This is a genomic window from Herbaspirillum sp. GCM10030257, from assembly GCF_042666555.1.
Taxonomy (GTDB): domain Bacteria; phylum Pseudomonadota; class Gammaproteobacteria; order Burkholderiales; family Burkholderiaceae_D; genus Noviherbaspirillum.
Map to the genome: position 1 here is coordinate 537457 of NZ_JBHTDH010000001.1, position 21852 is coordinate 559308.

Below are 21852 nucleotides of genomic sequence, written 5' to 3' on the forward strand. Positions count from 1 at the left end.
TCGCTCCCGCGCGCCCGTTCATCGCAGCTTGATGTATGCCTCGCGCTGTCACCGCTGCCCAGCTGTTGGCCAATGCGCTAACCATTGTGTCGCATAGACGGCACGCATTGATTCGACTTGCGAGGAACCATGTCTCCAGTACAAATGCGTTATCGACGCGGAGCAGGCTCGTCTGTTACGCCTGCACTTTGTGGTCCGTTTCATGATGGGATACGTCGTGTTTATGCGGCGCTGGCCGTGTGTGGCCTGCTTGCAGGGTGCGCCGGGATGACGCCTGATCCAGCAGCGACGCCCGCCGAGAGGGAGCAAGCAAAGACGCCGATCCACACGATCACCGTCCGGCACATTCTTGCCGAATGGAGCACCTTCGGACTGGATCATAAACGCCATGTGCCTGGACGCGGACAACAGAATGCGCGCATGCTGCCGCCGTCTGGAGGACTTCACGATTACAGCGCGACAATCCAGGAGCTTCTGGCGAATACCGTTTGCCGGGCGTGCGAAGACAAGCCTTACCATCGCCTGGTGGTGTCAGCCTCAAGCCGGCATGGCGTGCCGTCCGGATTGATCCATGCCGTGATTCAAAAAGAATCGGGCTACAACCCTTTGGCTACTTCGCATCGTCAGGCACGCGGCCTGATGCAGGTAACGTCGGGTGCTGCGAGATTTGTCGGTGTTGCAGACGGCAGCAACTTGTATGACCCGCAAATCAACATTAATGCGGGCACTGCCTACCTCAAGTACCTGATGCAAAACCATGCGACCTTCGACGAAGTGCTTGCAGCCTACAACTCGGGACCCGGCAATGTTCGCAAATACAACGGCGTTCCTCCCTTTCTGGAAACGCAGCGCTATGTGAAGGACGTCAAGCGCTTTTACTTCGTCACCTCGAAGGAATGAGACCGGCTTGCGATTGTTGTTGCGGTTTCTGTTGTTGTTCGCTGGACGCCTGGCCGGTTGGCGCTGCACTGTCGTCTAATTGTGCGCGGCTACCAAGCTTCATCGCATACTCGTGTGTGAACAGCGAGCCATAGAAAAAGATTTGCGCCGAGTAGTAGATCCATGTAATCAGCACCACCACCGAGCCGGCCGCGCCATAGGAGGAGCTGATGTCGGCATTTGCTACATAGAGGCCGATGCCAAACTTGCCGACGATGAACAGGACGGCGGTGATCACCGAGCCAATGAACACATCCTTCCATGCGATCTTGACGCCGGGCAGGTATTTGAAAATTGTTGCGAACAGGCCGGTCACAACGGCGAACGACACCAGGTGCGTGATCACCATCGTGATGGTTTTCAAAACGGTGCCGGTACTGCCGCCGCCAAAAACGCCTTCCATGGCGGCCAGTGCCGTGCTGACTGCGAGCGTTGTCATCAGCATGAGGACCAGCACCAGGATCAAACCAAAGGAAAGGACGCGTTCACGAATAAAAGCCCAAATTCCCGATGCTTTTGACGGCGGTACTTCCCACAACTCGTCAAGGCTATCCTTGAGTTCGGCAAACGCACTGGTCGCACTGATGAGCACCAGGGCGGCGGAAATAATGCCGGCCATGAGCCCGCCAGAATCCTGCTTGGTACCGCCCAGAATGGTTTTTACGGCATCGGCGCCCTGTTCTCCCATCAAGCCGGAAAGTTGTTCGATCAGCAGCGTGCGCACCGTATCTTCGCCGAAGAAAAAGCCGGCAATCGTCACTACCAGCAGCAGCATCGGCGCCAGAGAAAACAAGGTATAGAGAGCAAGCGCCGCACCTTTGCTGGCTGCGCGATGCGCGGACCACTCTTTGGCTGCAGATATTGCGATGTGGAACAGGGCTTTCGGCCTGGATTCATGCCGCAGCTTTTCGCCTTCATCCATTTTCTGTTTAGCCTTCAGCTGTCGTGCATCATTCTGAAGGGTATCCGCCTGCTGTGCACGGTCCGCATCGACCCGCGGCTGCAACTGCCTACCGTCGAGTGTTGCAGCGGTAAACGCATGCTGTATTGGTTGCCCTTGTTGTCCTTGGTGTATCTGTCGCGCCTGCTGCCGTTGTTGCGTGTGGCGCCGGGCTTGCCACAGCGAGAAGGCAGCTACCGCGAGCTGCAGCGCGCCATGGAGGAGCTGCTCTTTGTTGAAGCGATTTGGGGTGCGCATGAAGGATTCCTCTACTAACGCTTGCTGCATGTTGACGATTTCACATGCCTTTATCCCGTTATGAGTAGACGCCGCGTAACTTTGTTCCGGCAGCGTACCGTCGCGCATTGAGCCGACGCAGGACTTGGCAAAGGCGCGTTTCTGGATGCGTCGCTCCTTGTATCCCCTTCAATCCCGCAGGACACGGTACATCTGATGCACCTGATGAGATATGACACGGCGTTCCCGCCATACCCAGGGTAACTCACGCAAGGCTTCCAGAAGAGCGGCTGCCAGGGTGCGGATGTCGCGCGCCGAGCGGCACGTTGCCCAGGTTTGCCTCAGTGCGCTCGCGAAGGGTAGTCGCAACCAACTGACCCAAAGCGTATTGCGCAAGACGATTTTCTGCCGGCCGGGGTTGTCGCGTTGCGGTGAGGGATGGTGATGAATGGTCAGCTCTGGCGCATACACGACGCTCCAGCCGTTGCTCACGAGATCGATGCTCAGCAGTTCTTCTTCGCCACCGACGAAGAAGCGCTGCTCATAGCCACCTGCCTGGAGATAGGCCGCGCGACGCACCACTGTCGCGCAAGCAATGAAGCCAAGCAGGGCGCGTCCCGGCAAGCCGGCGGAAGGTAACGGGCTGTTGGCCAGTACCTGGCAAACAGGGTCCTCGGTTTCCTGTGGCCCGAGCAGGATACGCGCACACAAGGCTGCAACACGTGGATGGGCATCAAGAATGTGGACCGCGCGTTCAAGCGATCCGGCAGCCCACCACGAATCGTCATCGCAGAAGGCAATGTAAGGCGTGTTTGCCATCTGGACTCCGACGTTCCGTGCGGCAGCCCCGACATTACGTGGCAAACAAACAAAGCGGACTTGCGGAAATTCGGAGGAAATCAGATCCCGTGTGCCGTCGGTGGAGGCGTTGTCGACGACGATGATGTCGACGGCTTGCGGCAAAGCAAGCATGCGGCGCAGGGTATGGCACACTTCGGTTTTACGGTTGTACGTGAGGACGACAACCGAAATGCAGCGCTTCAAATCGGGCACACTTTCCTCCATTTGCGCAGGGGAATACCTGCCAATGCAAACCTTGGATGCGTGACAGCCCGACCCCCGCTTTAAGTAGCGAGGGATAAGGATGCGCCGGCAGAATGCAGAAGATGGTGACCCATATCAGAGATCGATACGATCAACCTCGGCATCCTGCCGGCAAACTTCAGTGATTTCAGTAACGGTAAGGGTTATTGGGACGGCGATCGAAGCGATTCGGTACGCCATCGTGATCCCAGTCACGGCCTCCATGCCCGCGCCGATGTTCCCAGCCGTGGTGATGGCCGTGGCCGTGGCGGTAGCCGCGCTGCTCGATGACGATAGGACGTGGCTGCACGTACACAGGCTGCGGATGGACATAAACCGGACGCGGCTGTACGTACACCGGGCGTGGCTGTACGTAGACTGGTTGTGGTTCAACGTAGACCGGAGCCGGCCGCACGTACGGACCGGGTATGTCGATATTGATGCCTACATCGACGCGCGCCAGCGCGGCGCCAGACGACAGTAACAGGGCTATGCCTGCGATCAATCCCTTAACGCCAAATACTTTATTCATGGTCCATCTCCTAGTTTGATGGCTTCATTACATCGCATTGGCATGTACATAACCATAGTTAACGGGTAAAGATGGTTACAAAATGTTTCTTGCAACGTCCAGTGACTTATTATCTTAATGAAAAGTCAACATGGCCCCCATTGCCGCTGCTGTTGTCTATCTTGGAAGCAAGAATAAACAGTCGATCTCCTGATATGTTGCCATTGCGCTGCAGCCAAGTCTTGGCAGCCTGCGCGCGCTGATTGCCCAATGCAATGAAGTCGTCTTCATTGATCTCGGCGTTTGCCATCATCAACTGTTCCATTTCTTCAACAGAAAGCGATTTGGGCAAGCCGATGACATTGCGCGGCTTGGGGAATTTTTCGTCGCGATATGCCCTTGTCAGCAAGTCGCGGTATTCCTCTGGCTGAACTGTCACCCTGCCTGGTTCTGGCGTTACGCCACGGGCTGCAAGGTCACGCGTCTTCAGTGCGCGTACCTTGCGCTCGACGTATGCGCGCTTGAGACCATCCTTATCGGATTCCGGATCGATACGTCCCGCAATGTCCAGCTTCAGGCCGGGGCGTTCGGTGAGCGCTTTGGCAAGAGATTTGAGTTTGTCTTCGGCGGTGGCGGAGATGCTTGCCCGTCCCGGTTCGAATGCCATCGAAGATAATTGCTCGCCACCGCCAAACGCTGCACCGAGTAGCGCAAACGGCTGGCTCACTGCCTTGAGAATCACGTTGCCTATCACCCTGGCGAGAAGTGCGCCGATGGAAAACTGTGGATCATCGAGCGAACCTCCCACCGGAAGATTGACATCAATGACACCGTTGCGGTCGCGCAGCAAGGCAACAGCAAACTGTACGGGCAGCTTGGTTGCGGAAGGGCTGTCCACCTTGTCACCGAATGTAAGCTGGTCAAGGACCAGTCGATTCTGGGCTGTGAGCTTGCGTGCCTCCACCCGATACGCTACATCAAACGACAGTTTGCCCTTTTCGATGCCATAGCCGACATAACGTCCCGCATAGGCGGACAAGGGAGCCAGCTCCATGCCGCGCACATTGGCTTGAAGATCCAGGAACAAGTCGCCGCGCAAGGGATTTACACGGCCTGTGATTGCAAGCGGGGCATTGTTGACTTCACCATGCAAATCAATGTTTGCGCCGGCAGCGTTGGCTGCCGATAGATCCGTTACGGTGCCGCCGAGACTGGCAAGCGTGGCGGTGTAATTGGGCTTGATGAAGTTGTCCGTAAAGCGTACCCGACCACCCTGCAGGGTGAGCTTGCGAACCTCTATGGGTAGTGGCGTGGCAGCCGATGACTTTTGGTCCTGTGGAGATGCCGATTTTCTAGCGACGGATGTGGTTGCCTTTGCAGGTTCGGTAAGACTGCGCTGCGCATCGGCAGGGCCGCGCGCAATGTCCTGCAAATTGATGCGGCCGCTTGGATCGATGATCACGCGGGCAAAAAAATCACTGAGTGCGACCTGGTCTGCCTTCAACGCAAACGGTGCGAACCGTACATTCATGCCACCGACGAAAAGCGATTTCCAGCGCAGGAAATCGTTTCCGCTAAGTTTATCGACGGTTGCCAGATTACCTATCGTGACATCGCCCTGATAGCCGCCTTCGACCGCACCGTCCTTGCCCATGGCGAGGCGCAATTTTCCTGTCGTTGTCAGGCTGGCGCGTGTCAGGCGAAGATTAATGCTGTCCGTGATGTAAGGCTGCACAGGAAGAATGTCCACACCTTTCATATCGATGGACAGCTCGCCGCTAAAGGGTGCTATTGCAAGCGTGCCGCTCACTGTCAACTGTCCGCTCTTGTTGACGCCCGCCTTGACGTTGACCTGCGCCGGTGCGGCGTTCGCTGCAGTCGATATTTCCTGCATCGCGACAGTGAGCGGCGCGACGGTCGTGACCGCCGGCTCCGTATGGTTACGGTCTTCCAGGCGAGTCGACCAATTATCGATGCCAACGCGTTCAACCGTCACGACGTATTGATCGTTTGCATTGTTGGTTTTTTTTGCTGACGGCACAGGCGACTTTGCCGAGGCAGTAGTTTCTTGAGCTGCCGGTGCCGGTGCCGGCGTGGCTGCCGACTTTTCACTTCGCTTGTCTTGTCGCAGAAGGAAGTTACCGCTGTCCGAACGAACCTCTGCAATGGAGACAATTTTTTTGCCGGTATCGACGGCCAGCTTGCGCAAAGACAAGTCAAACTTTTCTACCTCTGCGTGCACGGGTCGTGACGGCAGTGCGTCTGCATAGTGCAGTGTCGCATTCTGCACGTCGACTTCTCCAACGGCGATGTAAGAGCTTGCGTTTGATGAGGCGGCGCCGGACGATCTCTTGGTGGCAACGGGTGCCGCGGACGGAAGCCAGCGTTCCCAGCTGGCTTCGCCGTTTGCGCTGCGTTCCGCTGTTGCCTGCAGGCCATGGACAGCGATTCGGGCTATGTCGAAACGATTGCCCAGCATGCTCGCATCCCGTAAATCCATTTTCATCTCCGCCAGCTTCAGCACGGGTTTTCCGCTTGGTTCGTTGAGCTGTACGGATGTGAGTGTGGTACTGCCATTCAGTACCAGCGCTGCCGGTTTGTCTTCCGGCTGCACGAAGCTCGCGCTCATGTTCAGGGCAAGTCTCGCACTCGGCACCTTGATCCTGAGCTTCGCCGGCAGGTAATCGATAAAGCGCGTCAAGTCCAGGTCATTGAGCTTGAGTTCGACAATCGCGTCGCGTGGTTTGGCGAAAGGACGCGCCTTTCCCTGGATAAGAATGGGAGTGTCGTTGACTTTTGCGCTCAACAGCGGTTCGACAAAGATCTGTACCTGTGACGGGAGCGATGAAATGAACGGTACGCCCAACTCCAGGTCTGCAACGACATGCCTGGCCTTGGCGGGACGGTCAATAAATTCTATCCGTCCTCGTTCAATACGGATATTGTTCACAGAAAAACGCGCAGGCTCTTCTGATGCAGGCTCCTGTGCCAGCGTGCTGACGATATCATCAAAATTATAGTGATTTGCCTCGTTACGGATTACATGAACCAAAGGCGTCGAGACTTGCAGGTATTCGATAACCGGCGCCAGACGAATCAAGGATTCTGTCGAAAGATTCAGTTTGATAGTATCGATACTGGCGAAAACATCTTTTCCATTTGTCTCCATCACCCTGAGCCCCGACAGGGCGACAGTCAGCGCAAAAGGATTGACCTTGACTGTGTCCACCACCGCTGATCGGCCAAGCTTTTCCTGAACGGCCTTCGAGAGCTGGGATTGAATTATCACGGGGAGCGCAAGAAAACCGAATGCTGTATAAAGCAGCACGAGAGCGACGACAGAGCCGACGCCGATACGGACACGCCGCGATGCGATCAGTCGGGAAAATGATGGTGGCCGGATGGTAGAAATTTTGGGCATGATGCACACACAAAGAAGTGGCGCGATTTTACCAGTGCATCAATTGGAAATCTGCTTTAAGTCGCTTGCAGCGACACACCGCGTAGGCGCAGCCTGTACTTTCTTCCCCGCTGCGCCTTGCGATTATCGTTTTGACAGGTGTTCTTGAATTCAGGGACGCTGGTGCGTGAGCGCGGCAATGTCTTTCAGTTTGTCGATGCTGACCGGTTTGACCCAATGCTGGTCAAAGCCCGCATCGTTTGCCCGTTGCTTGTCTTCTTCATTGCCCCAGCCTGTCATGGCGACCAGGACCATCGAGTTCTGTTCAGCTTCGCCGCGCATTCTCCGTGCAACTTCATAACCATCGATATCAGGAAGGCTGATGTCAAGTAATACAACATCCGGCTTCAGGCGCGCACGTTCAGCCAGCGCAGAGGTGCCCTCGTGGGCAATAAAAACTTCATGCCCGAACAGGCGAAGCAACTCCGCGGTTGATTGCGCTGCATCTTCATTGTCATCCACAACGAGCACACGACGTGTTGTGGCCTGCGCAAGGCGGTCGCCGACAGCACCAGGCAGGTCTACCGGAGATGGGCTTGCTTCGGAAGGCGAGCCACCCGATTTGTCATGGTCCGAGGCGGGAAGTGCCAGGATAAATGAGGTGAATTTATCTTTGAGCATGGCGCGAATAAGTGGATTTTGTCTTTTTACCTGATTGGCCAGCAGTGTGGCTTGGGATTGCGCAATGATGTCGACTTGTATATCACGCAGGGGTTCCATCGATGGAAAAAACGCTACTACAGGTGGGGGACAGTACCCGATACAGGGCTGGGCCGCAAGGGGAATAGATTATCGGCCATTTCTGGGCATCGAGGCATGTCATTGCGAGAGAGGCGACGCATTTGCGGCTCATCCATAAACACTGCCGATCCGCAATGTTCATTGCGCTCAGGCGCAGGGCGTTTCAAGAGAAGAACCCGGCCCGCCGATTAGATCATCACTTCAACTAATTAAACTTCAGTTCAAGATTGTACGCGGGCAAGTCGAGATTCGCGGCACCGATGCGTTCAGAGTGTTGAATCAGCTTCGGTTTGAGCCCGGTGTGGGTAGGATCGTAAATGATGGTCAGCTTGGTAAAGCGCGTTTGATCCTTAGTGAGTTCAAATACGTCAACGCCATCATACTCAACAGTGTGCCCATTGCTGGTGATACATGTGTAACTGAAATGCAGAGCAATGGAAGGTGCATCGGAAAGCGCTTCGTAGACATGCCTGATACGGATAATGGCGTCGCGCGTATCGGAGAACAAAATGCGGTAATACGTCCCCGCAGTCATTTGGCCATAGACTGGTGATCGCACAATCGCTTCGGGTGACTCGAAAAGCGACAGGACCAAGGGCAGACTTCCAGCGTTAATCGCTTTGAGATATTGCTTGCACAACGTCAGATATTCCATTTGCGGCTCCCTGGGCAGCGGACTATCTTATTTTTTAAATTGTCTGTTTTTTTAAGACGCCAGAGTCTTATACCGTCTCTCCGCTTAAACGCAGTATAGCTTTTATGGCAAGCTTGTTTCTCCCATAAAATAGTTATTTAACACATGTTTTTGATACGCTTCTCCAAGGATTGATCCAAATCAACCTGTCAAAACAACGATCTATTCGTTAATTTTCCAAACGGAAACATTGTGCTTTGCTGTGACGGTTAATACCGATAATTCCCTTAATACGCATCTAGATCTAGTTACATGCAGGTCAGGATACTGGCACGCGGACATTGCAGACTCTCCGGCAAGATGAGAATGCCGTCATTTTCTGATGCATGCTTCAACTGTCTTCGTCTGTCGCAGACTCAAAATGCAGTTTTCAAGCAATACAATGAACTGGCATAGCGGACAAGTCAGGTGCTTCCACGCATAAATACATTGGCGGATGTAAATATGTTCAAAGAATTCGCAAACAACCCCTAATTTATGGGAAGCGGGAGCGTATACAGAACCGTACAATTGTTTCCAAGTAGTAATTTGTATGGAGAAGCACGTCTTTCATGGCGTAGCCGTAAGTCGACCCGCAGAAGGCACCCGCTCTAATCAATTGTGATGAACGCCCTGTTCCGTCCGAATCAGTTACGAATGACCAGGCCCGCTCTCGATATCGAAGTCGGCCAGGTACTCTTTCGCCTGATGATTGCTTCTGGCTTCGGGCTCTACCTGGGCGTAATGCACTTCGCCTTGCATGTCTACGTCAGGCCGGCACTGTTCATTCTGTTCTTCGGCTTCCTATGCTTTTCGCTGGCATGGGTCTGGTTGGTAAAGCGCTCGCTGTTGCGCCTCAAACTCAGGCTGGCGATCTCTATCCTGGTTGACCAGAGTGTTCTTGCCGCTGCCACTCTGACGGGCGGCGATATGATCGCGCCGGTGTTGTGGGGACCGATCAGTGTAGCTGTGGGATGTGGTTTGATAGGCGGCACTTTTTATGCGAAGGCGGCAGCGTTGCTTGGCAGCCTATTGATGGCGTTTGCTTTCATGTTGTCGCCATTCTGGAGTAGCGTGCCCCTGGTTTCCCTGGGAGTGGTGCTGGCGACGCTGATCATTCCATGGCAAGTGGCCTTGGTATCCGAACAAATCACTCAGGGTCGGAAGGAGTTGCGCCAGCGTGCGATTGCACTGGAGGCGGCGACCAGGACCGACCCGCTGACAGGTGTGCTAAACCGTGCCGGCTTCGACGTGTCGCTAGCCCGGATGCTGGAAAATACCAGTTCGGACGGCAAGATCAGCGCAGTCATGTTGCTGGACCTGGATGGTTTCAAGGCGGTCAATGATATCGCCGGCCATAATGCTGGCGATGAGGTGCTGAAGCAGGTTGCGCACAGCTTGAGGCAGTCGCTGCGCACATCTGACGATATCGGACGCATAGGAGGCGACGAGTTTGCTGTTCTGGCACATAATCTCGTCGCACCGGAAGATGCGGAATGGCTGGCCTACAAAATCCTGCACGCTATCGAGACACTGCATATTGCCGGCCATGCTGAAATACGCATCAGCGGCAGCATTGGTATCTGCATCCATCCGGATCCGGAATCGACAAGTGTTGAAGAACTGATGGCAAATGCCGATCGTCTGATGTATCAGGCCAAACGATCAGGTAAAAACCAGTACCGGACTTCTTTCGGTTCAGCGCTCTCTATCCGCGAAGCATGTTAAGGTATAGCGCATAGCTGACGCTTGCTGGAACGCTTTTCCTTGGCTGCCGCAAAGGGGGCCGGCGTTGACGGTGCAGGCGGACCAACGCGCTCTATACAATGTCTACCGGGCGCGGCATGACACGGCGGTACCGTGCCATGCCACTCATGTCCAGCAGTCCAAGCCAGCGCGCAACTTCCACCTCGCTCCTCCCTTTGGAAAGCTGTCTCAAGGCGAATGTGTGCCGCAATTTGAATACGCCGCCGGAGTCACCTTCCATGCCGGCGCCAGCCAGCACCGCTTTGCAGCATTCGTAGCAACCCGTGTGCGACCAGGGTTTGCCAGCCAGCGTGGAGGGAAAGACCAGATTACCTTGAATCCGCTGTGCCGTCCGTATCGACATCCACAATGCCAATTGCCGTCCGGCCCATTCTGCGACTGGCGTCTCGCGCGCGGGGGCGTTGCCATTGCCGGGCAGAGCAAGCTTCCAGGGAACCCCGGCTTTGCGTCCGCCATCAGTGGTAATACCGTCGAGCGTCATGGCACGGACATCCCCGGGAGTCAGCCCCGCGCCAAGCATCATTGCTACTGCGGTTCGATCTCGTACCTCTTTCCATGGTAGTGGGCCTTCGGCGGAATCCGCGTGCCGGATCTCTGTCAGATAACCGATAAGGCGTTTTGCCTGCGCCTCGGTACAGAACTCTGGCAGTGGGTCGCGGTGGCTGGCGTTGGCATAACGGTATTCGTCTTTTTGCAGCAGCTCGGTCGCCGCGCGATTGGGCGGTATGCCCTCACGCTCCGCATGGAAGCGGGTGATTCGATCAATAAGTGTCAGCATGCGCCATGCATAACGCGGAGACAGGTCTTCCCCTTTGATGCTGACCCGTGGCTTTTCACCGTCATTTCCGCTCCCGCGCAGCATTAGAAAGGTCTGGATATCCGCAGCGCTGATCGTCGACGTATCAAGATTTCGCGCTGCACAGAACGCAGCAAACGCATGCCACATTTCTTGATACACGGTTGCGGACTCTTCCTTCAACGGACGCTCGGTTCGGACACGTGAGTTCGAGAGAGCACGAAAGTCAACCCAGGACCTGAACAGTCCACGCAGGCGCTCTTCGAGGAGCGCGTGGTCGTCGGCAGGAAATAATGGCAGTGTCATCGTCAGGCAATCAGAGTATGCATGGCCAAAGTCACATTGTGGCGTGGATCATTAGCGGCTGCAAGAGATTCGAACTAACCGCGTGCCGTTGGTGTTAAGGCTTAAGATAAAAATATATACACTCGCACCTGGTTAGAATCAATACTGCACGGCTTAATAGTGCTGCTCCGTTGGGAGCAAATGTAAAGCGTCGGTTAGTTCGGATTGATCGACACAGAAAAGTGCGCGCATATTGCGAGAATCGAACTCGCCATCCCCGTTCAAAACCTTCATGTTTCCTTCGACCAGAAATTTGAAACGGAATAACTGCACCAAGACTAAGAGCGTAACGGTGATGCTCGATGAGCAAAGGTCGGTATCAAGAAGACACCTCGTTGCGACAAAGGTGACGGCGCATAAATCGTTCTTCGGTACAGTGCACCAGCCAAACAATCTACAAAATAAACACCTGAATTTCCACAAGGAACATCTCTTGTTATTACGCACATCTAGCGTGTAGAGCCATGCGCGTCATCTCGGACGATGCAGTATATTCATGACAGCGGCGCTATTCTGTCCGGCAGGCGTATCGGATCCTTGGACAACGTCGCGACACCCGAACTTATAGCGAGCTTTCGATGAGCTTCCAGACACTGGATCTGAACCTGCTTCGCGTGTTCGATGCCGTCATGAGTGAACAGAACCTCACTCGTGCCGCAATGCGTCTCTCGATGACGCAGCCGGCGGTATCCAATGCCTTGCGTCGGCTGCGTGAAGCGCTGGGTGACGACCTGTTGGTCCGGAATGCGCACGGGGTTACGCCGACCTCGCGCGCTGAAGAGTTGTGGCCTGCGGTGCGGCTTGCCTTGACCGCGCTCGAAGAAGCAATTACGCCACAAACATTCGATCTGTCGGAGACGCATGCGACTTTTCGTTTTGCCATGGCGGACTCTACGGCGGCGCTTGTCCTGCCATCATTGATGCGCGAAATAAAGCGTCGCGCTCCTCATCTCTGTATCCGCCTCATACCTCTCCTGACACGTGATCCTAAGCCGCTCCTGCTACAAGGAGAGATCGATCTTGCTATCGGTTATTTCCCTGGCATTGCCGCGCAGATTTCGGGCGGTCAGGGGGCATTTTCTGCGATTTTGCATCAACGCTTGTATAGCGGTTCGTACGTCTGCATTATGCGGTGCGGTCATCCTCTCGCAGAGAGTGACTTTACACTTGATGACTATTGTCGTGCCGAGCATGTCCTGATGAGCGTTTCCGGAAAAGCACATGGCCTAGTGGATGACGTACTTAACCAATTCGGCCGCGAGCGCCATATCGCACTGACCGTCAATCAGTTTTTCACGGTAGGCAAAGTCGTTGCCTATTCTGACTTGCTTGCGGTCGTACCGCGTCACCTTATCGCAGCGATCGGCTTGACCGATCTCGTCATTGGCCGTGAGATGCCGTTTGATTTGCCACCAGTGCATGTCGATATGCTCTGGCATGAGCGTCATGCACGTGATCCAGCGCATCGATGGGTCCGCGATATGCTGTACGACATTACAGGGGGTACGCGGATTCAGCCGAGGCAGCTATCCGAAGAAATGCAATTAACTGAAGAGCGGCAAACCTTAGTTCGCGCGACTGGTCACAAGTGAATTCTAAGAATCCGCCTCCCGCCGAGACAGGGAATCGCTAATTTTGCGGCCGCACTCCAGGCTCTTTACCGTGTTCTAGCGGGTGACCGGCATCCGCCGCATAGTCTTCTTCAGACAGCATGTACTCCTGCTCTGCCGCAGCTTGTGCGTCCTCCGGCAGACTCTCGTGTCTCCGTGCTCGCTCGAGAAGGACGGCGACATTTGCAAGCTTGCGGTCAACCGCCTCGGCCAGTGTCTTGGTCGTCAACTTCTCTGGCAGCATGAACTCGCATTCCTCTGCTTGTCGAACCAGCGCACTATGGGCATCAAGGGGATGATCTCCTTCATTCAGTGCCCGCTGCAAGTTACTTTTCAATTGATTCAGGCTGGCTGATATCTCTTCAAGTTTTTCAACGTGCATCATCGATCTGTTCCTCAAGAGGGTCACTGTACAGATATGACAGACTGCCGCATCGATTGTTTCTTGAAGGACGAAACAACATTGGGTGCGAAACAAAATGTCACAGTCCCCAGCGCACTCCGGTTCTATACTGCAATCTCTGTACAAGGGGAGAAAGTCATGAACAAGTGTCCGGTGATTTCATTACAAGGACGGCAACGGCAAAAAAGCGGCCCGGAGAACTCTTCGTCGCTTTCCGCCATGCTTTCCGACGGCATCGGAGACATGCCGGCGCAGGCGCATGCACGCGTCTATGCTTTCAGGAAGCCAGTGCCGCAAGGCGAGACGCAGACATTACCTGGCTTCAGCAACAGCCTTCGCACCGCCGTCACCATGACGGAGATGCCGCCGGAAGAGCTTTGAATCGCAAATAGCAGATCAGCCAGACAGGCCATGCGAACAAGTTGCTTGTCTGGGGGTTTGCATCGGTCTTCTCTTTACCTTCTGCCGAGCGTAGCTCAACCCAGCGGGTTGACTGTAAACGATGGCATAGGCTCGCTACCACCTGCGCGCGCGAGGAACTGCTCCGCGACATCAAGCGCTTCTGCAATCGTAACGTGCATGTCCAGATAACGGTAGGTACCCAGTCGTCCGACAAAAGTAATATTGCGTTCCGCCAGTGCGAGTTCGATGTATTGCTTCAGCTGCGATTTGTCCTTCACTAGTCGGATCGGGTAATAAGGGATGTCGTTCTCTTCGCAGAATCGGCTGTACTCCTTGAAAATCACGGTTTTCTCATGGGATTCCCAGGGCGAAAAATGCTTATGCTCGGAGATCCTGGTCCATGGCACATCCTCATCGCAATAATTCAATACCGCGTTGCCTTGATAGTCGCCATCGTGGGTTTCGGATTCAAAGTCCAGCGTACGGTACCCCAATCTTCCCTGACTATATCCAAACCAGGTGTCAATCGGCCCGCTATAAAAGACATGATCATAGTCGCCGGCCGATTCACGTTCGAACGTGGTGCCGAGATGGAGCTGAATGCCGGGATGATCGAGCATCTTTTCGACAATGAAGGTATAGCCGTTCTTTGGCATTCCCTGGAAGTTGCTGGCGTAATAGTTGTCGTCATAGTTAAACCGAACCGGCAGCCGCTTCAGAATGCTGGCGGGAAGTTCCGAAGGATGCATACCCCATTGTTTGGTCGTGTATCCTTTGAAAAATGCTTCGTATAAGTCCTTGCCGACAAATCGTAATGCCTGTTCTTCAAAAGTCTTCGGATCGCTGATGCTTTGATCGCCAATTGATGCCAGGAACGCTTCTGCTTCCCGTGGGTTAAATGTCTTCCCGAAGAACTGGTTAATCGTTAGCAGGTTTACTGGCAGCGAAAACACGCGTCCTTTTGTAATCGCCTTGACTCTATTGGTATAGGGCATGAACTCATCGAACTGTCGGACATAATTCCAAACCTTTTCATTGCTGGTGTGAAAAATGTGCGGCCCATAGGTGTGTACCATGACGCCCGTCTCAGGGTCGCACTGTGAATGGCAATTGCCTGCCACATGGGAACGGGAATCAAATACTTCAAGTTGATAACCGGCCTTGGCAAGCTCGTGTGCGATAACAGCGCCAGAAAAACCGGCGCCGACAATAGCGATCTTTTTCAAATCTTTCCTTTCCTCATGGATGGAGCATGGCCCGCGTCATGCTGAAAGGGGGCCAATAAAAATGAGTTCAAGTCTACGCGGCGCGTTATTCACTGGCCTTGACGGATAGCAGGAAGCTTTTGATCTGTTGAGGAAAGTAACTAACGATGAAGTGACCGGATACTTCTTGCGCATTCAAGAGCAAAAGGACTGGCATGCCTCTGTTGGTTCGAGGCATACTATCTCCCATGCAGATAAACAAGGCGGTGGAAGAGGTACTGAGCGAGGCAGCGGTTGAGTTGCTCAACACGCTAGTTGCGCATGTGATTGTGTCTGCGCCGCAGGATAAATCAGGTCTGTGCTATTTGCCGGTAGAGAGTGATAACTGGAACACCACGGTTATGCTCATGCGCGAAATTTTCGAAGCGGAAATATGCATTTCAAGTGATACCGAATGGCTCAGCTTCCATATATTTCAGTCCATCGGCGTAAGAGACGCACAACTTGCCTACCAGTTCACGCCGACCTTTGCGCAGGCACTCGGCTAATGACGTAATTGCATTGGCCGGCCTGCGCTTGAATATATGATTCAGTCCCGCTCTGTTTAATCTTTTAATCGGCGTGCATATCGCTCGGTCCACGAGGGCGACCCGCACGTGCCCATGCTGCCTGTTCGAGTTCGTAGTCTGCCGCACAGTCGCTGTCGCAGAATTTTTTCATGGGCGGTAATGCCTCGTCGCAGAACCAGCAAGCTCCTTTAGCCGGCAATCCCGGTTGCCGACGGCATGCTTCAATCGCTGCCATGCGGTCCATCTCAATCTTGTCGTTTGCAACGTCTGCTTCATCACTCATGTTCTGCCCCTTGAATAGATATGTTTAATTCAGATTGCTGCTTCGATGAAGGCAATATATCTAAGGGCACGAATGCGGAACATCGGAATCCGCTGTCTTTCAACGTAGGAAAATACGTACTCGAAAGGAAGTTTGAATTTTCGCAACCAAATTGGTCGCAGCAAGTAGGCTTTAAAGCGTGGCGCTACATTGCCGAGTCAGATGAGTCTAAGGATCGGCTTATGGAAATGAGAGTAAAAATCAAGCGGCTAATTTATCGCTTTTCGACGGTACGGACGGACCCTGTACAGAGTCATCCTTTCCATTGCGCAGCCACCAGAACAAAACCGCCATCATGAAGGGACCGATAAATAGACCTAAGACCCCCATTGTCGAAACGCCGCCAAGCAAGCCGAACAGTACAGCAAGGAAAGGTAGGTCAACGCGCTGCCCAATGAGTTTAGGACGAATAAATTTGTCCACCATAAACAGTTCAAACGCCCCCCAGCAAAAGAGCCCCAGTGCCGCCCCTGCATTACCCTGTCCCAGCAAAAGCAGGGATACCGCCGTGAAGGACAACGGCGCCCCGCCCGGGATCAATGCCATGTAACCAGTGATCACACCTAGCAGCACTGGTGCCGGGGCACCCGCAACCGCATAGGCGGCCCCGAGGACGATGCCCTCAAGGATCGCAACGGAGCAAAGGCCGAGCGCGGTTCCCCGGACCGAAAGCGGAAACAGGCGGCGCACCACAGCATAATACTTAGGGGTGATTCGTTCGCCGGCATGATCGACATAACGGACTACCGCCGGGCCCTCTATGTAGAGAATAAATAATGTCAATAGTGCAAGAAACAGATACAGGGCGTTGGCAAGGATACTCGGTCCCAAGGTACTTAGCGCACTGCTGAGGTGGGGGACAAGGTCACCTGCCGTGGTCTGTATCAGGGTATTTAGCCCGCCGGGCACCTCAAGATTCTCCTGCCACCACTTTACGGCCGGTTTTGCGATCATCGGGAGACGCATTAGCCACTCAGGGACCGGTACGCCAGTTTGATTCAGTTGACCAACCAGCCTTTCTACCGTCGACAGTTCATTGCTCAGCGTATTGAACAGGAAAACGGAGGGCGCCACAAAGCTGATAATCAGCGCAGTGAGAATGAGCACGGCACTCCCTGTCCTTGACCCGCCACGGCGCATCAGCATCTGATGGACCGGCCAGGTAATAACAGCAAGCAGGCCTGCCCAAGCGAGCGAAGCCAAAAAATGTTTGAGCAGAAAAGCCAGTGCTACTACAAACAGAACAGGAAGGAACAGAGAAAGATATGGCATGTTGCAATATTCTTGGAAACAAATTCCGCCGTCAATCGAATATTACGAAGTATTCGTCATCGATCTGTGAAGCGTTGTATCAAAGCTCAAGCGGAGCTGCACAAGTTTGGTCGTATCTGCGTGAAGTTGATTGTCCACGCATGATGCGCAGTCATGGTTTGCAAGTCAACCCGACTGGAAGAAACGAAGGCAGGGAATCGTCGTGGACTGAAGCATGGTTCGCGAAACACCGTTCAGTAATGGTTCAAGGAAGCGTGCGGTCATAACAGCCCGTTACCAGTGAATCGGTAGCCTCATCAGCACACAATGGCAGCAAGGCATTGCCAAGGTCAATTTATTCCGAAAGCTCTGAGCGCTTAAGGGGCAGCTTGCAGAGAATCCGGAACGACTTGGGCAAATTTGACTTCAATCAATTTATTTTGTTTTTCATTCGAACACACTGCGCCCAACCACGGCCCTCGGAACCGGTAAAACCCGTCTTCAGCCGCATAAAACATCAAGTAACACACAAGTATCATCATGAAAATACTGAGCGCGGTAGACGGTTCCATCTATACAGCCAAGGCTGTTGACTTTCTGATTGCGAGATTCAACTGGTTCAAGGAGCTGCCTGAGCTTCATGTCCTTTATGTGCAAGAGCCAATTCCCGAAGGACGTGCTAAAGCAGTACTCGGTACCGCAGCCGTGGAAAATTACTATCGAGAAGGGGCGGAAGCCATTTTGCTGCCGCACCAGGAGCTGTTGCGATCCAAGGGCATTTCTTTTAAGGCCGGCTATGTGGTCGGTGAAGTAGCGGAGCAGATCCATGCCTATACGGAGCGTCACCAGATTGACATGGTCGTAATGGGGGCTCATGGACATGGTGCCCTGAAGAACCTGATCATGGGTTCAGTTGCGACGAAGGTTATTGCAAGGTCCTCAGTGCCTGTTTTGCTGATTCGTTAAAACTGGCTCAGCATTAACGGCGAGATCGTTTCAAGCTGCGAGATTGCCAGCACGCTGTCCTCTCTGACAAAGGACGCGCAACACAAGATTCTTTTGTGCCGTCTTGGCAGTTATTCCGTTACACACTGGATTGCATTCTGGCGAGTCGATAACATCCGAAGAGCCGGTATTATCTTTAATACGGCCGCAGCGGCGCGTCCCCGTTATTCTGGCAGTAGCCCCGCTGCAGTCTTCATTGTTGCCGTCCTTTTCTAGTGATCCGTTGTCATCACAATGCAGGAATCAGTACCTTGTCGATGACGTGAATTACACCATTGCTTGCCCGTACATTGCTGGCATTAATCGTCGCGGCAACTCGGGTTGTATCAGTGATCGTAGGTGGGGTTCCGGCATTGAAGGTAATTGCCTGATTAGCCAGCGTATTGACAGCAGTACCAAAAGGGATTTGTGAGGCAAGCACTTGCGACCCCAAGACATGGTATGTCAGCACGGTCGCGAGCTGCGTCGGAGTCAGGCCAGTCGGTGCCGCGGCAAACGCCGAATTGATTGGCGCGAAAACGGTGAATGGCCCCGCTCCGGCGAGTGTGCCTTGCAGATTAGCGCTGACGACCGCGCCGACCAGGGATGACAATTGTGGATTCGCCTGTGCCATCTGCACGATGTTCAGCACGCCTGGCGGAATAAGTACTTTGTCGATTGAATGGATAATGCCATTGCTTGCCGGCACATCAGTAGCGGTGACATTTGCACTGGTAAGCGCCGCATCGGTGATTTTTACCCCGCCTTGCGTAGAGACGGCCAAATTTGCAGGCTGGCCATCAAAATTGTATAGCGTTGGCTGCGCAGACTGCGACGCTGCGGTTAATTCAGAAGCTGGTTTGCTGGTTGGCAGCACATGGTAGGACAAAATGCTCTTCAACGCGACAGGAGGCAACGCGGCCACCATTGCATTTGCGTTAGCAAAACCAAGGGATGTAGCGAGATTACTGAACGCTGTATCGGTGGGCGCAAAAACGGTTACTTTTGCGTTGGGATCCGCTAGGGTTGGCGCAAGCTCTGCCTTCGTCGCTGCTGCTAGTAATGCACTGAAGCCGCGTTCCTGCGCCACCTTATCGACTGTTGGAATAAGAGCGGTGGCGGCTACTGGCACGTCGGCGTCGTCGCTGCCTCCGCAGCCGCTAATGAAAGCAGCAGACAGCAAGGCAAACAGGTATTTTGCGGGCTTCATCGTGATCTCCTTCAAGTGGTTTGCGAACGCGTCGAAGGCAGCGCACTGACGTTGCGGAAGTAGATTCGACGTGTACTCAAATGATAGAAAGCCACATGTCTGCGCCTTTGAGATCGCGCAATGTTAGAGCATAATTGTCTTAGACAAAGCAAGGAATTTTTTGAATGAATTTGCTCTTTGACCCGGTTTGTCCAAGGCCCTGTCACATTAACTCTAGAGGGTAAGCACAAAGCAAAAAAGCCGGTAAGGTTATACCGGCTTTGGACTGCGTGGAACATGAAATACTGCGACTATCGGCGCGACATCTTGCTGCTGATGTAAATCGAGTACAGGGCGCACAAACTAACAACAATATAGACAATTCTTGAGAGCGCGCTCATTTCCCCAAACAATGTCGCAACGAGATCAAAATTAAACAATCCGACCAATCCCCAGTTGATTCCGCCGACTATAAGAAGAGTCATTGCGAGCCAATCTACCGCACTCATACGCTTTGCATGAGTGCGAGAAATGCCCGAGCGGCGGTCTGAAATATGACGTCTTTCCTGAATATGACCTTGTGCTGTAGCCATGATGAACTCCATTGTATTGAGTTGAAAAAAAGCAAGGCAAGTACTTCTTTGCTGAAGTTAAATACAGAGTGGTCCTGTCCACCCATGTTGACCTAGACAATATACATAATGCTAGGTTCGCACTATTTTCGGTTTGTCTTAGACATGCATTGCACTTACAATATCTGTGTTTAAGCTTGACGTATTCAGGAAGTTATTTGAAAAATATGACAATGGTTGTCCCAAACGGGTTGAGTATCGCGGCAGTCGAGCGAGAAACTGGACTGTCCAAAGATACGTTGCGCGTATGGGAGCGCCGCTATGACTTCCCATTCCCGGGGCGTGATGAGTTTGGCGAGCGCATCTATCCACCGGAGCAGGTCGAAAAATTAAGGCTGATTAAAATCCTCATGGATCAAGGGCATCGTCCAGGAAAGATCGTCGGCGTCGAGATGGAAAAGCTCCGGGCGATCGCTAGTCCAGAGGCTGGCGCTGAAGCTCGTGCGGATGATAGCTATGCTGAACCGGAAGAATTGCTGTACTTTATTAAGCTATGCAAGGCGCATCGTGTGGACGAGATGCGTCGAGACCTCTCCCAATCACTTCTCAGGATGGGCATGTATCGGTTTGTCACCGATGTCGTCGCTCCGCTCACCACAATGGTAGGTGATCACTGGGCTAAGGGGAACCTGGCTGTCTTCGAGGAGCATCTATACACGGAGTGTGTGCAGATAGTTATGCGAAATGCAATTTCCTCTGTTCCTGCAGCGTCCACGCGCGCAGGTAGGCCGATGCGGCCGCGAATCCTGCTAACCACCGTGCCTAATGAACCCCATGGATTAGGCCTGCTGATGTCAGAGGCGATACTAACGCTTGAAGGCGCAAGCTGCATCTCCCTCGGCGTGCAGACTCCCATCACCGAGATCGTCAAGGCTGCACAGGTACAGTCAGCGGACATTGTTGCTTTATCCTTTTCTGCTTCTGTGCGACCCGCGCATGTACTTGAGTCGCTAGGCGATTTGCGCGCAGCAGTTCCCGACTCAACCGAGATCTGGGTCGGTGGGCGCAGTGCTGTCCTCGTACGTCGCCCACCGCCAACCGTAAGGGTTCTAAACCTCGACGAACTACGTGACGCGCTTGATGACTGGCGCCGGCGCAACGCAAATTAGGGATCGTTGTCCACCGGTCAATGCATTTGCTCAATATGCTCAACAGAGTGGTGTGGCAAAAGATAACCGCTTCATGGCGACGATTACTTCAGGTAGTGATGCTATCTAATAAATGGCGCAATATTCGCCCATATTGTCGGCTAGCATCTGCGTTGCAAAATGCTTAATTTCTGTTGCCGATGCCGAGCCACCCCAGGGTATATGGTTCTTTTGCTGGCGCCAAGAATATGTTTCTCCGGTTTAGTGCCCATATTTAAAGATAGTGTCCTTCCGCCTGTAGTGCGACGAACAGTCGGCACACTTTACTCTACCTTAGACTTTCGCCAAAAATCTTTCTGGGGCTCTTGACCGAAGCTGTCAAACGCTCCATAATCTCGCCTCTTTGGTGCACGAAATGGAACGATTTGCGTGCGGCTTGCAAGATCGAAAACTCTTGTAAAAAGAAGCAGTTAGGCGAACAGCTACAGTGTAAAAAGCTTGACGCAAAACAGAACATGCTTCATAATCTCGTTTCTCTGCTGGCTGACAAACACAACGATTTGACGGCGGGTACGGTAGATGGAAATCTGCGGTACGGGCAGGATGGTTCTTTAACAAATAACAGCCGATAAGTGTGGGCGCTTGATGGAGTGCGGCGATGGTTCTTCGGGACTATCGTAATACTACAAGCATTAAGTGCTCACG

The 21852-nt window shown here is 53.5% G+C and carries 21 protein-coding genes; 8 read left to right on the top strand and 13 right to left on the bottom strand.

Annotated features, from left to right (window positions below):
• Positions 1-129: 129 nt before the first annotated feature.
• Positions 130-900, top strand: coding sequence for a lytic transglycosylase domain-containing protein (locus ACFQUU_RS02405; RefSeq protein ID WP_382242071.1), 771 nt, complete (start codon positions 130-132; stop codon positions 898-900).
• Here ACFQUU_RS02405 and ACFQUU_RS02410 read toward each other — a convergent pair.
• Positions 884-1861 (bottom strand): YihY/virulence factor BrkB family protein, encoded by a 978-nt coding sequence (locus ACFQUU_RS02410; protein WP_382242074.1) that lies wholly within the window; start codon positions 1859-1861, stop codon positions 884-886. The two genes, ACFQUU_RS02405 and ACFQUU_RS02410, sit on opposite strands and share 17 nt — an antisense overlap.
• Between ACFQUU_RS02410 and ACFQUU_RS02415 the strand changes: the two genes are divergently transcribed.
• On the top strand, positions 1835-2155 hold the full coding sequence (locus ACFQUU_RS02415; protein WP_382242077.1) for a hypothetical protein: 321 nt from the start codon (positions 1835-1837) through the stop codon (positions 2153-2155). The genes ACFQUU_RS02410 and ACFQUU_RS02415 overlap by 27 nt on opposite strands.
• 150 nt (positions 2156-2305) lie before the next feature.
• Here ACFQUU_RS02415 and ACFQUU_RS02420 read toward each other — a convergent pair whose 3' ends face one another.
• From ACFQUU_RS02420 to ACFQUU_RS02440, 5 genes are all read right to left on the bottom strand, one after another.
• Entirely contained in the window at positions 2306-3169 is an 864-nt protein-coding gene (locus ACFQUU_RS02420) for a glycosyltransferase family 2 protein (protein WP_382242080.1), read from the bottom strand.
• Between the two features lie 178 nt (positions 3170-3347).
• Positions 3348-3731 (bottom strand): hypothetical protein, encoded by a 384-nt coding sequence (locus tag ACFQUU_RS02425; protein ID WP_382242083.1) that lies wholly within the window; start codon positions 3729-3731, stop codon positions 3348-3350.
• 109 nt (positions 3732-3840) lie between these two features.
• Positions 3841-7131, bottom strand: a complete 3291-nt coding sequence (locus ACFQUU_RS02430) for a DUF748 domain-containing protein (protein ID WP_382242086.1) — start codon at positions 7129-7131, stop codon at positions 3841-3843.
• Positions 7132-7281: 150 nt separating this feature from the next.
• Positions 7282-7890, bottom strand: a complete 609-nt coding sequence (locus tag ACFQUU_RS02435) for a response regulator (protein WP_382242089.1) — start codon at positions 7888-7890, stop codon at positions 7282-7284.
• A gap of 226 nt (positions 7891-8116) precedes the next feature.
• Positions 8117-8566 carry a hypothetical protein gene (locus tag ACFQUU_RS02440; protein WP_382242092.1) on the bottom strand — a complete coding sequence of 150 codons (450 nt, stop codon included), beginning with the start codon at positions 8564-8566 and terminating at the stop codon, positions 8117-8119.
• Positions 8567-9241: 675 nt separating this feature from the next.
• On the opposite strand from ACFQUU_RS02440, the gene ACFQUU_RS02445 reads away from it, so the two are divergent.
• Positions 9242-10312: a GGDEF domain-containing protein gene (locus ACFQUU_RS02445; RefSeq protein WP_382242095.1), complete on the top strand. Its 1071-nt coding sequence runs from the start codon at positions 9242-9244 to the stop codon at positions 10310-10312.
• 91 nt (positions 10313-10403) lie between these two features.
• Here the strand turns inward: ACFQUU_RS02445 and ACFQUU_RS02450 are convergent, their stop codons facing one another.
• Entirely contained in the window at positions 10404-11453 is a 1050-nt protein-coding gene (locus tag ACFQUU_RS02450; RefSeq protein WP_382242098.1) for a tyrosine-type recombinase/integrase, read from the bottom strand.
• A gap of 617 nt (positions 11454-12070) precedes the next feature.
• Here ACFQUU_RS02450 and ACFQUU_RS02455 point away from each other — a divergent pair.
• Positions 12071-13084, top strand: coding sequence for a LysR family transcriptional regulator (locus ACFQUU_RS02455; RefSeq protein ID WP_382242101.1), 1014 nt, complete (start codon positions 12071-12073; stop codon positions 13082-13084).
• A gap of 37 nt (positions 13085-13121) precedes the next feature.
• On the opposite strand, the gene ACFQUU_RS02460 is transcribed toward ACFQUU_RS02455, so the two are convergent.
• Positions 13122-13487, bottom strand: coding sequence for a hypothetical protein (locus ACFQUU_RS02460; protein ID WP_382242104.1), 366 nt, complete (start codon positions 13485-13487; stop codon positions 13122-13124).
• A 60-nt stretch (positions 13488-13547) separates the two neighbouring features.
• On the opposite strand from ACFQUU_RS02460, the gene ACFQUU_RS02465 reads away from it, so the two are divergent.
• Positions 13548-13886 (top strand): hypothetical protein, encoded by a 339-nt coding sequence (locus ACFQUU_RS02465; protein ID WP_382242107.1) that lies wholly within the window; start codon positions 13548-13550, stop codon positions 13884-13886.
• A 95-nt stretch (positions 13887-13981) separates the two neighbouring features.
• On the opposite strand, the gene glf is transcribed toward ACFQUU_RS02465, so the two are convergent.
• Positions 13982-15133, bottom strand: coding sequence for a UDP-galactopyranose mutase (glf, locus tag ACFQUU_RS02470; protein ID WP_382242110.1), 1152 nt, complete (start codon positions 15131-15133; stop codon positions 13982-13984).
• A 227-nt stretch (positions 15134-15360) separates the two neighbouring features.
• Here glf and ACFQUU_RS02475 point away from each other — a divergent pair, with 227 nt between their 5' ends.
• A complete protein-coding gene (locus tag ACFQUU_RS02475; protein ID WP_382242113.1) occupies positions 15361-15660 on the top strand; it encodes a hypothetical protein in 300 nt (99 codons plus the stop codon).
• Between the two features lie 64 nt (positions 15661-15724).
• On the opposite strand, the gene ACFQUU_RS02480 is transcribed toward ACFQUU_RS02475, so the two are convergent.
• Entirely contained in the window at positions 15725-15964 is a 240-nt protein-coding gene (locus tag ACFQUU_RS02480; RefSeq protein ID WP_382242116.1) for a hypothetical protein, read from the bottom strand.
• 240 nt (positions 15965-16204) lie between these two features.
• Positions 16205-17275, bottom strand: a complete 1071-nt coding sequence (locus ACFQUU_RS02485; protein WP_382242119.1) for an AI-2E family transporter — start codon at positions 17273-17275, stop codon at positions 16205-16207.
• A gap of 519 nt (positions 17276-17794) precedes the next feature.
• Between ACFQUU_RS02485 and ACFQUU_RS02490 the strand changes: the two genes are divergently transcribed.
• Positions 17795-18220 (top strand): universal stress protein, encoded by a 426-nt coding sequence (locus tag ACFQUU_RS02490; protein ID WP_382242122.1) that lies wholly within the window; start codon positions 17795-17797, stop codon positions 18218-18220.
• Between the two features lie 268 nt (positions 18221-18488).
• On the opposite strand, the gene ACFQUU_RS02495 is transcribed toward ACFQUU_RS02490, so the two are convergent.
• On the bottom strand, positions 18489-19448 hold the full coding sequence (locus ACFQUU_RS02495; protein ID WP_382242125.1) for a fasciclin domain-containing protein: 960 nt from the start codon (positions 19446-19448) through the stop codon (positions 18489-18491).
• Between the two features lie 290 nt (positions 19449-19738).
• A complete protein-coding gene (locus ACFQUU_RS02500; RefSeq protein ID WP_382242128.1) occupies positions 19739-20020 on the bottom strand; it encodes a DUF378 domain-containing protein in 282 nt (93 codons plus the stop codon).
• A gap of 206 nt (positions 20021-20226) precedes the next feature.
• Here ACFQUU_RS02500 and ACFQUU_RS02505 point away from each other — a divergent pair, with 206 nt between their 5' ends.
• On the top strand, positions 20227-21168 hold the full coding sequence (locus tag ACFQUU_RS02505; RefSeq protein ID WP_382242196.1) for a MerR family transcriptional regulator: 942 nt from the start codon (positions 20227-20229) through the stop codon (positions 21166-21168).
• Positions 21169-21852 lie beyond the last annotated feature (684 nt).

Bases quoted from the DNA above. Each gene is read 5' to 3' on its own strand.
- ACFQUU_RS02460 (WP_382242104.1), bottom strand. From the start codon at position 13,487: ATGATGCACGTTGAAAAACTTGAAGAGATATCAGCCAGCCTGAATCAA.
- ACFQUU_RS02475 (WP_382242113.1), top strand. From the start codon at position 15,361: ATGCAGATAAACAAGGCGGTGGAAGAGGTACTGAGCGAGGCAGCGGTT.
- ACFQUU_RS02455 (WP_382242101.1), top strand. From the start codon at position 12,071: ATGAGCTTCCAGACACTGGATCTGAACCTGCTTCGCGTGTTCGATGCC.
- ACFQUU_RS02430 (WP_382242086.1), bottom strand. From the start codon at position 7,131: ATGCCCAAAATTTCTACCATCCGGCCACCATCATTTTCCCGACTGATC.
- ACFQUU_RS02405 (WP_382242071.1), top strand. From the start codon at position 130: ATGTCTCCAGTACAAATGCGTTATCGACGCGGAGCAGGCTCGTCTGTT.
- ACFQUU_RS02450 (WP_382242098.1), bottom strand. From the start codon at position 11,453: ATGACACTGCCATTATTTCCTGCCGACGACCACGCGCTCCTCGAAGAG.
- ACFQUU_RS02490 (WP_382242122.1), top strand. From the start codon at position 17,795: ATGAAAATACTGAGCGCGGTAGACGGTTCCATCTATACAGCCAAGGCT.
- ACFQUU_RS02505 (WP_382242196.1), top strand. From the start codon at position 20,227: ATGACAATGGTTGTCCCAAACGGGTTGAGTATCGCGGCAGTCGAGCGA.
- ACFQUU_RS02500 (WP_382242128.1), bottom strand. From the start codon at position 20,020: ATGGCTACAGCACAAGGTCATATTCAGGAAAGACGTCATATTTCAGAC.
- ACFQUU_RS02445 (WP_382242095.1), top strand. From the start codon at position 9,242: ATGACCAGGCCCGCTCTCGATATCGAAGTCGGCCAGGTACTCTTTCGC.
- ACFQUU_RS02480 (WP_382242116.1), bottom strand. From the start codon at position 15,964: ATGAGTGATGAAGCAGACGTTGCAAACGACAAGATTGAGATGGACCGC.
- ACFQUU_RS02440 (WP_382242092.1), bottom strand. From the start codon at position 8,566: ATGGAATATCTGACGTTGTGCAAGCAATATCTCAAAGCGATTAACGCT.
- ACFQUU_RS02410 (WP_382242074.1), bottom strand. From the start codon at position 1,861: ATGGATGAAGGCGAAAAGCTGCGGCATGAATCCAGGCCGAAAGCCCTG.
- ACFQUU_RS02425 (WP_382242083.1), bottom strand. From the start codon at position 3,731: ATGAATAAAGTATTTGGCGTTAAGGGATTGATCGCAGGCATAGCCCTG.
- ACFQUU_RS02435 (WP_382242089.1), bottom strand. From the start codon at position 7,890: ATGGAACCCCTGCGTGATATACAAGTCGACATCATTGCGCAATCCCAA.
- ACFQUU_RS02485 (WP_382242119.1), bottom strand. From the start codon at position 17,275: ATGCCATATCTTTCTCTGTTCCTTCCTGTTCTGTTTGTAGTAGCACTG.
- ACFQUU_RS02415 (WP_382242077.1), top strand. From the start codon at position 1,835: ATGCCGCAGCTTTTCGCCTTCATCCATTTTCTGTTTAGCCTTCAGCTG.
- ACFQUU_RS02495 (WP_382242125.1), bottom strand. From the start codon at position 19,448: ATGAAGCCCGCAAAATACCTGTTTGCCTTGCTGTCTGCTGCTTTCATT.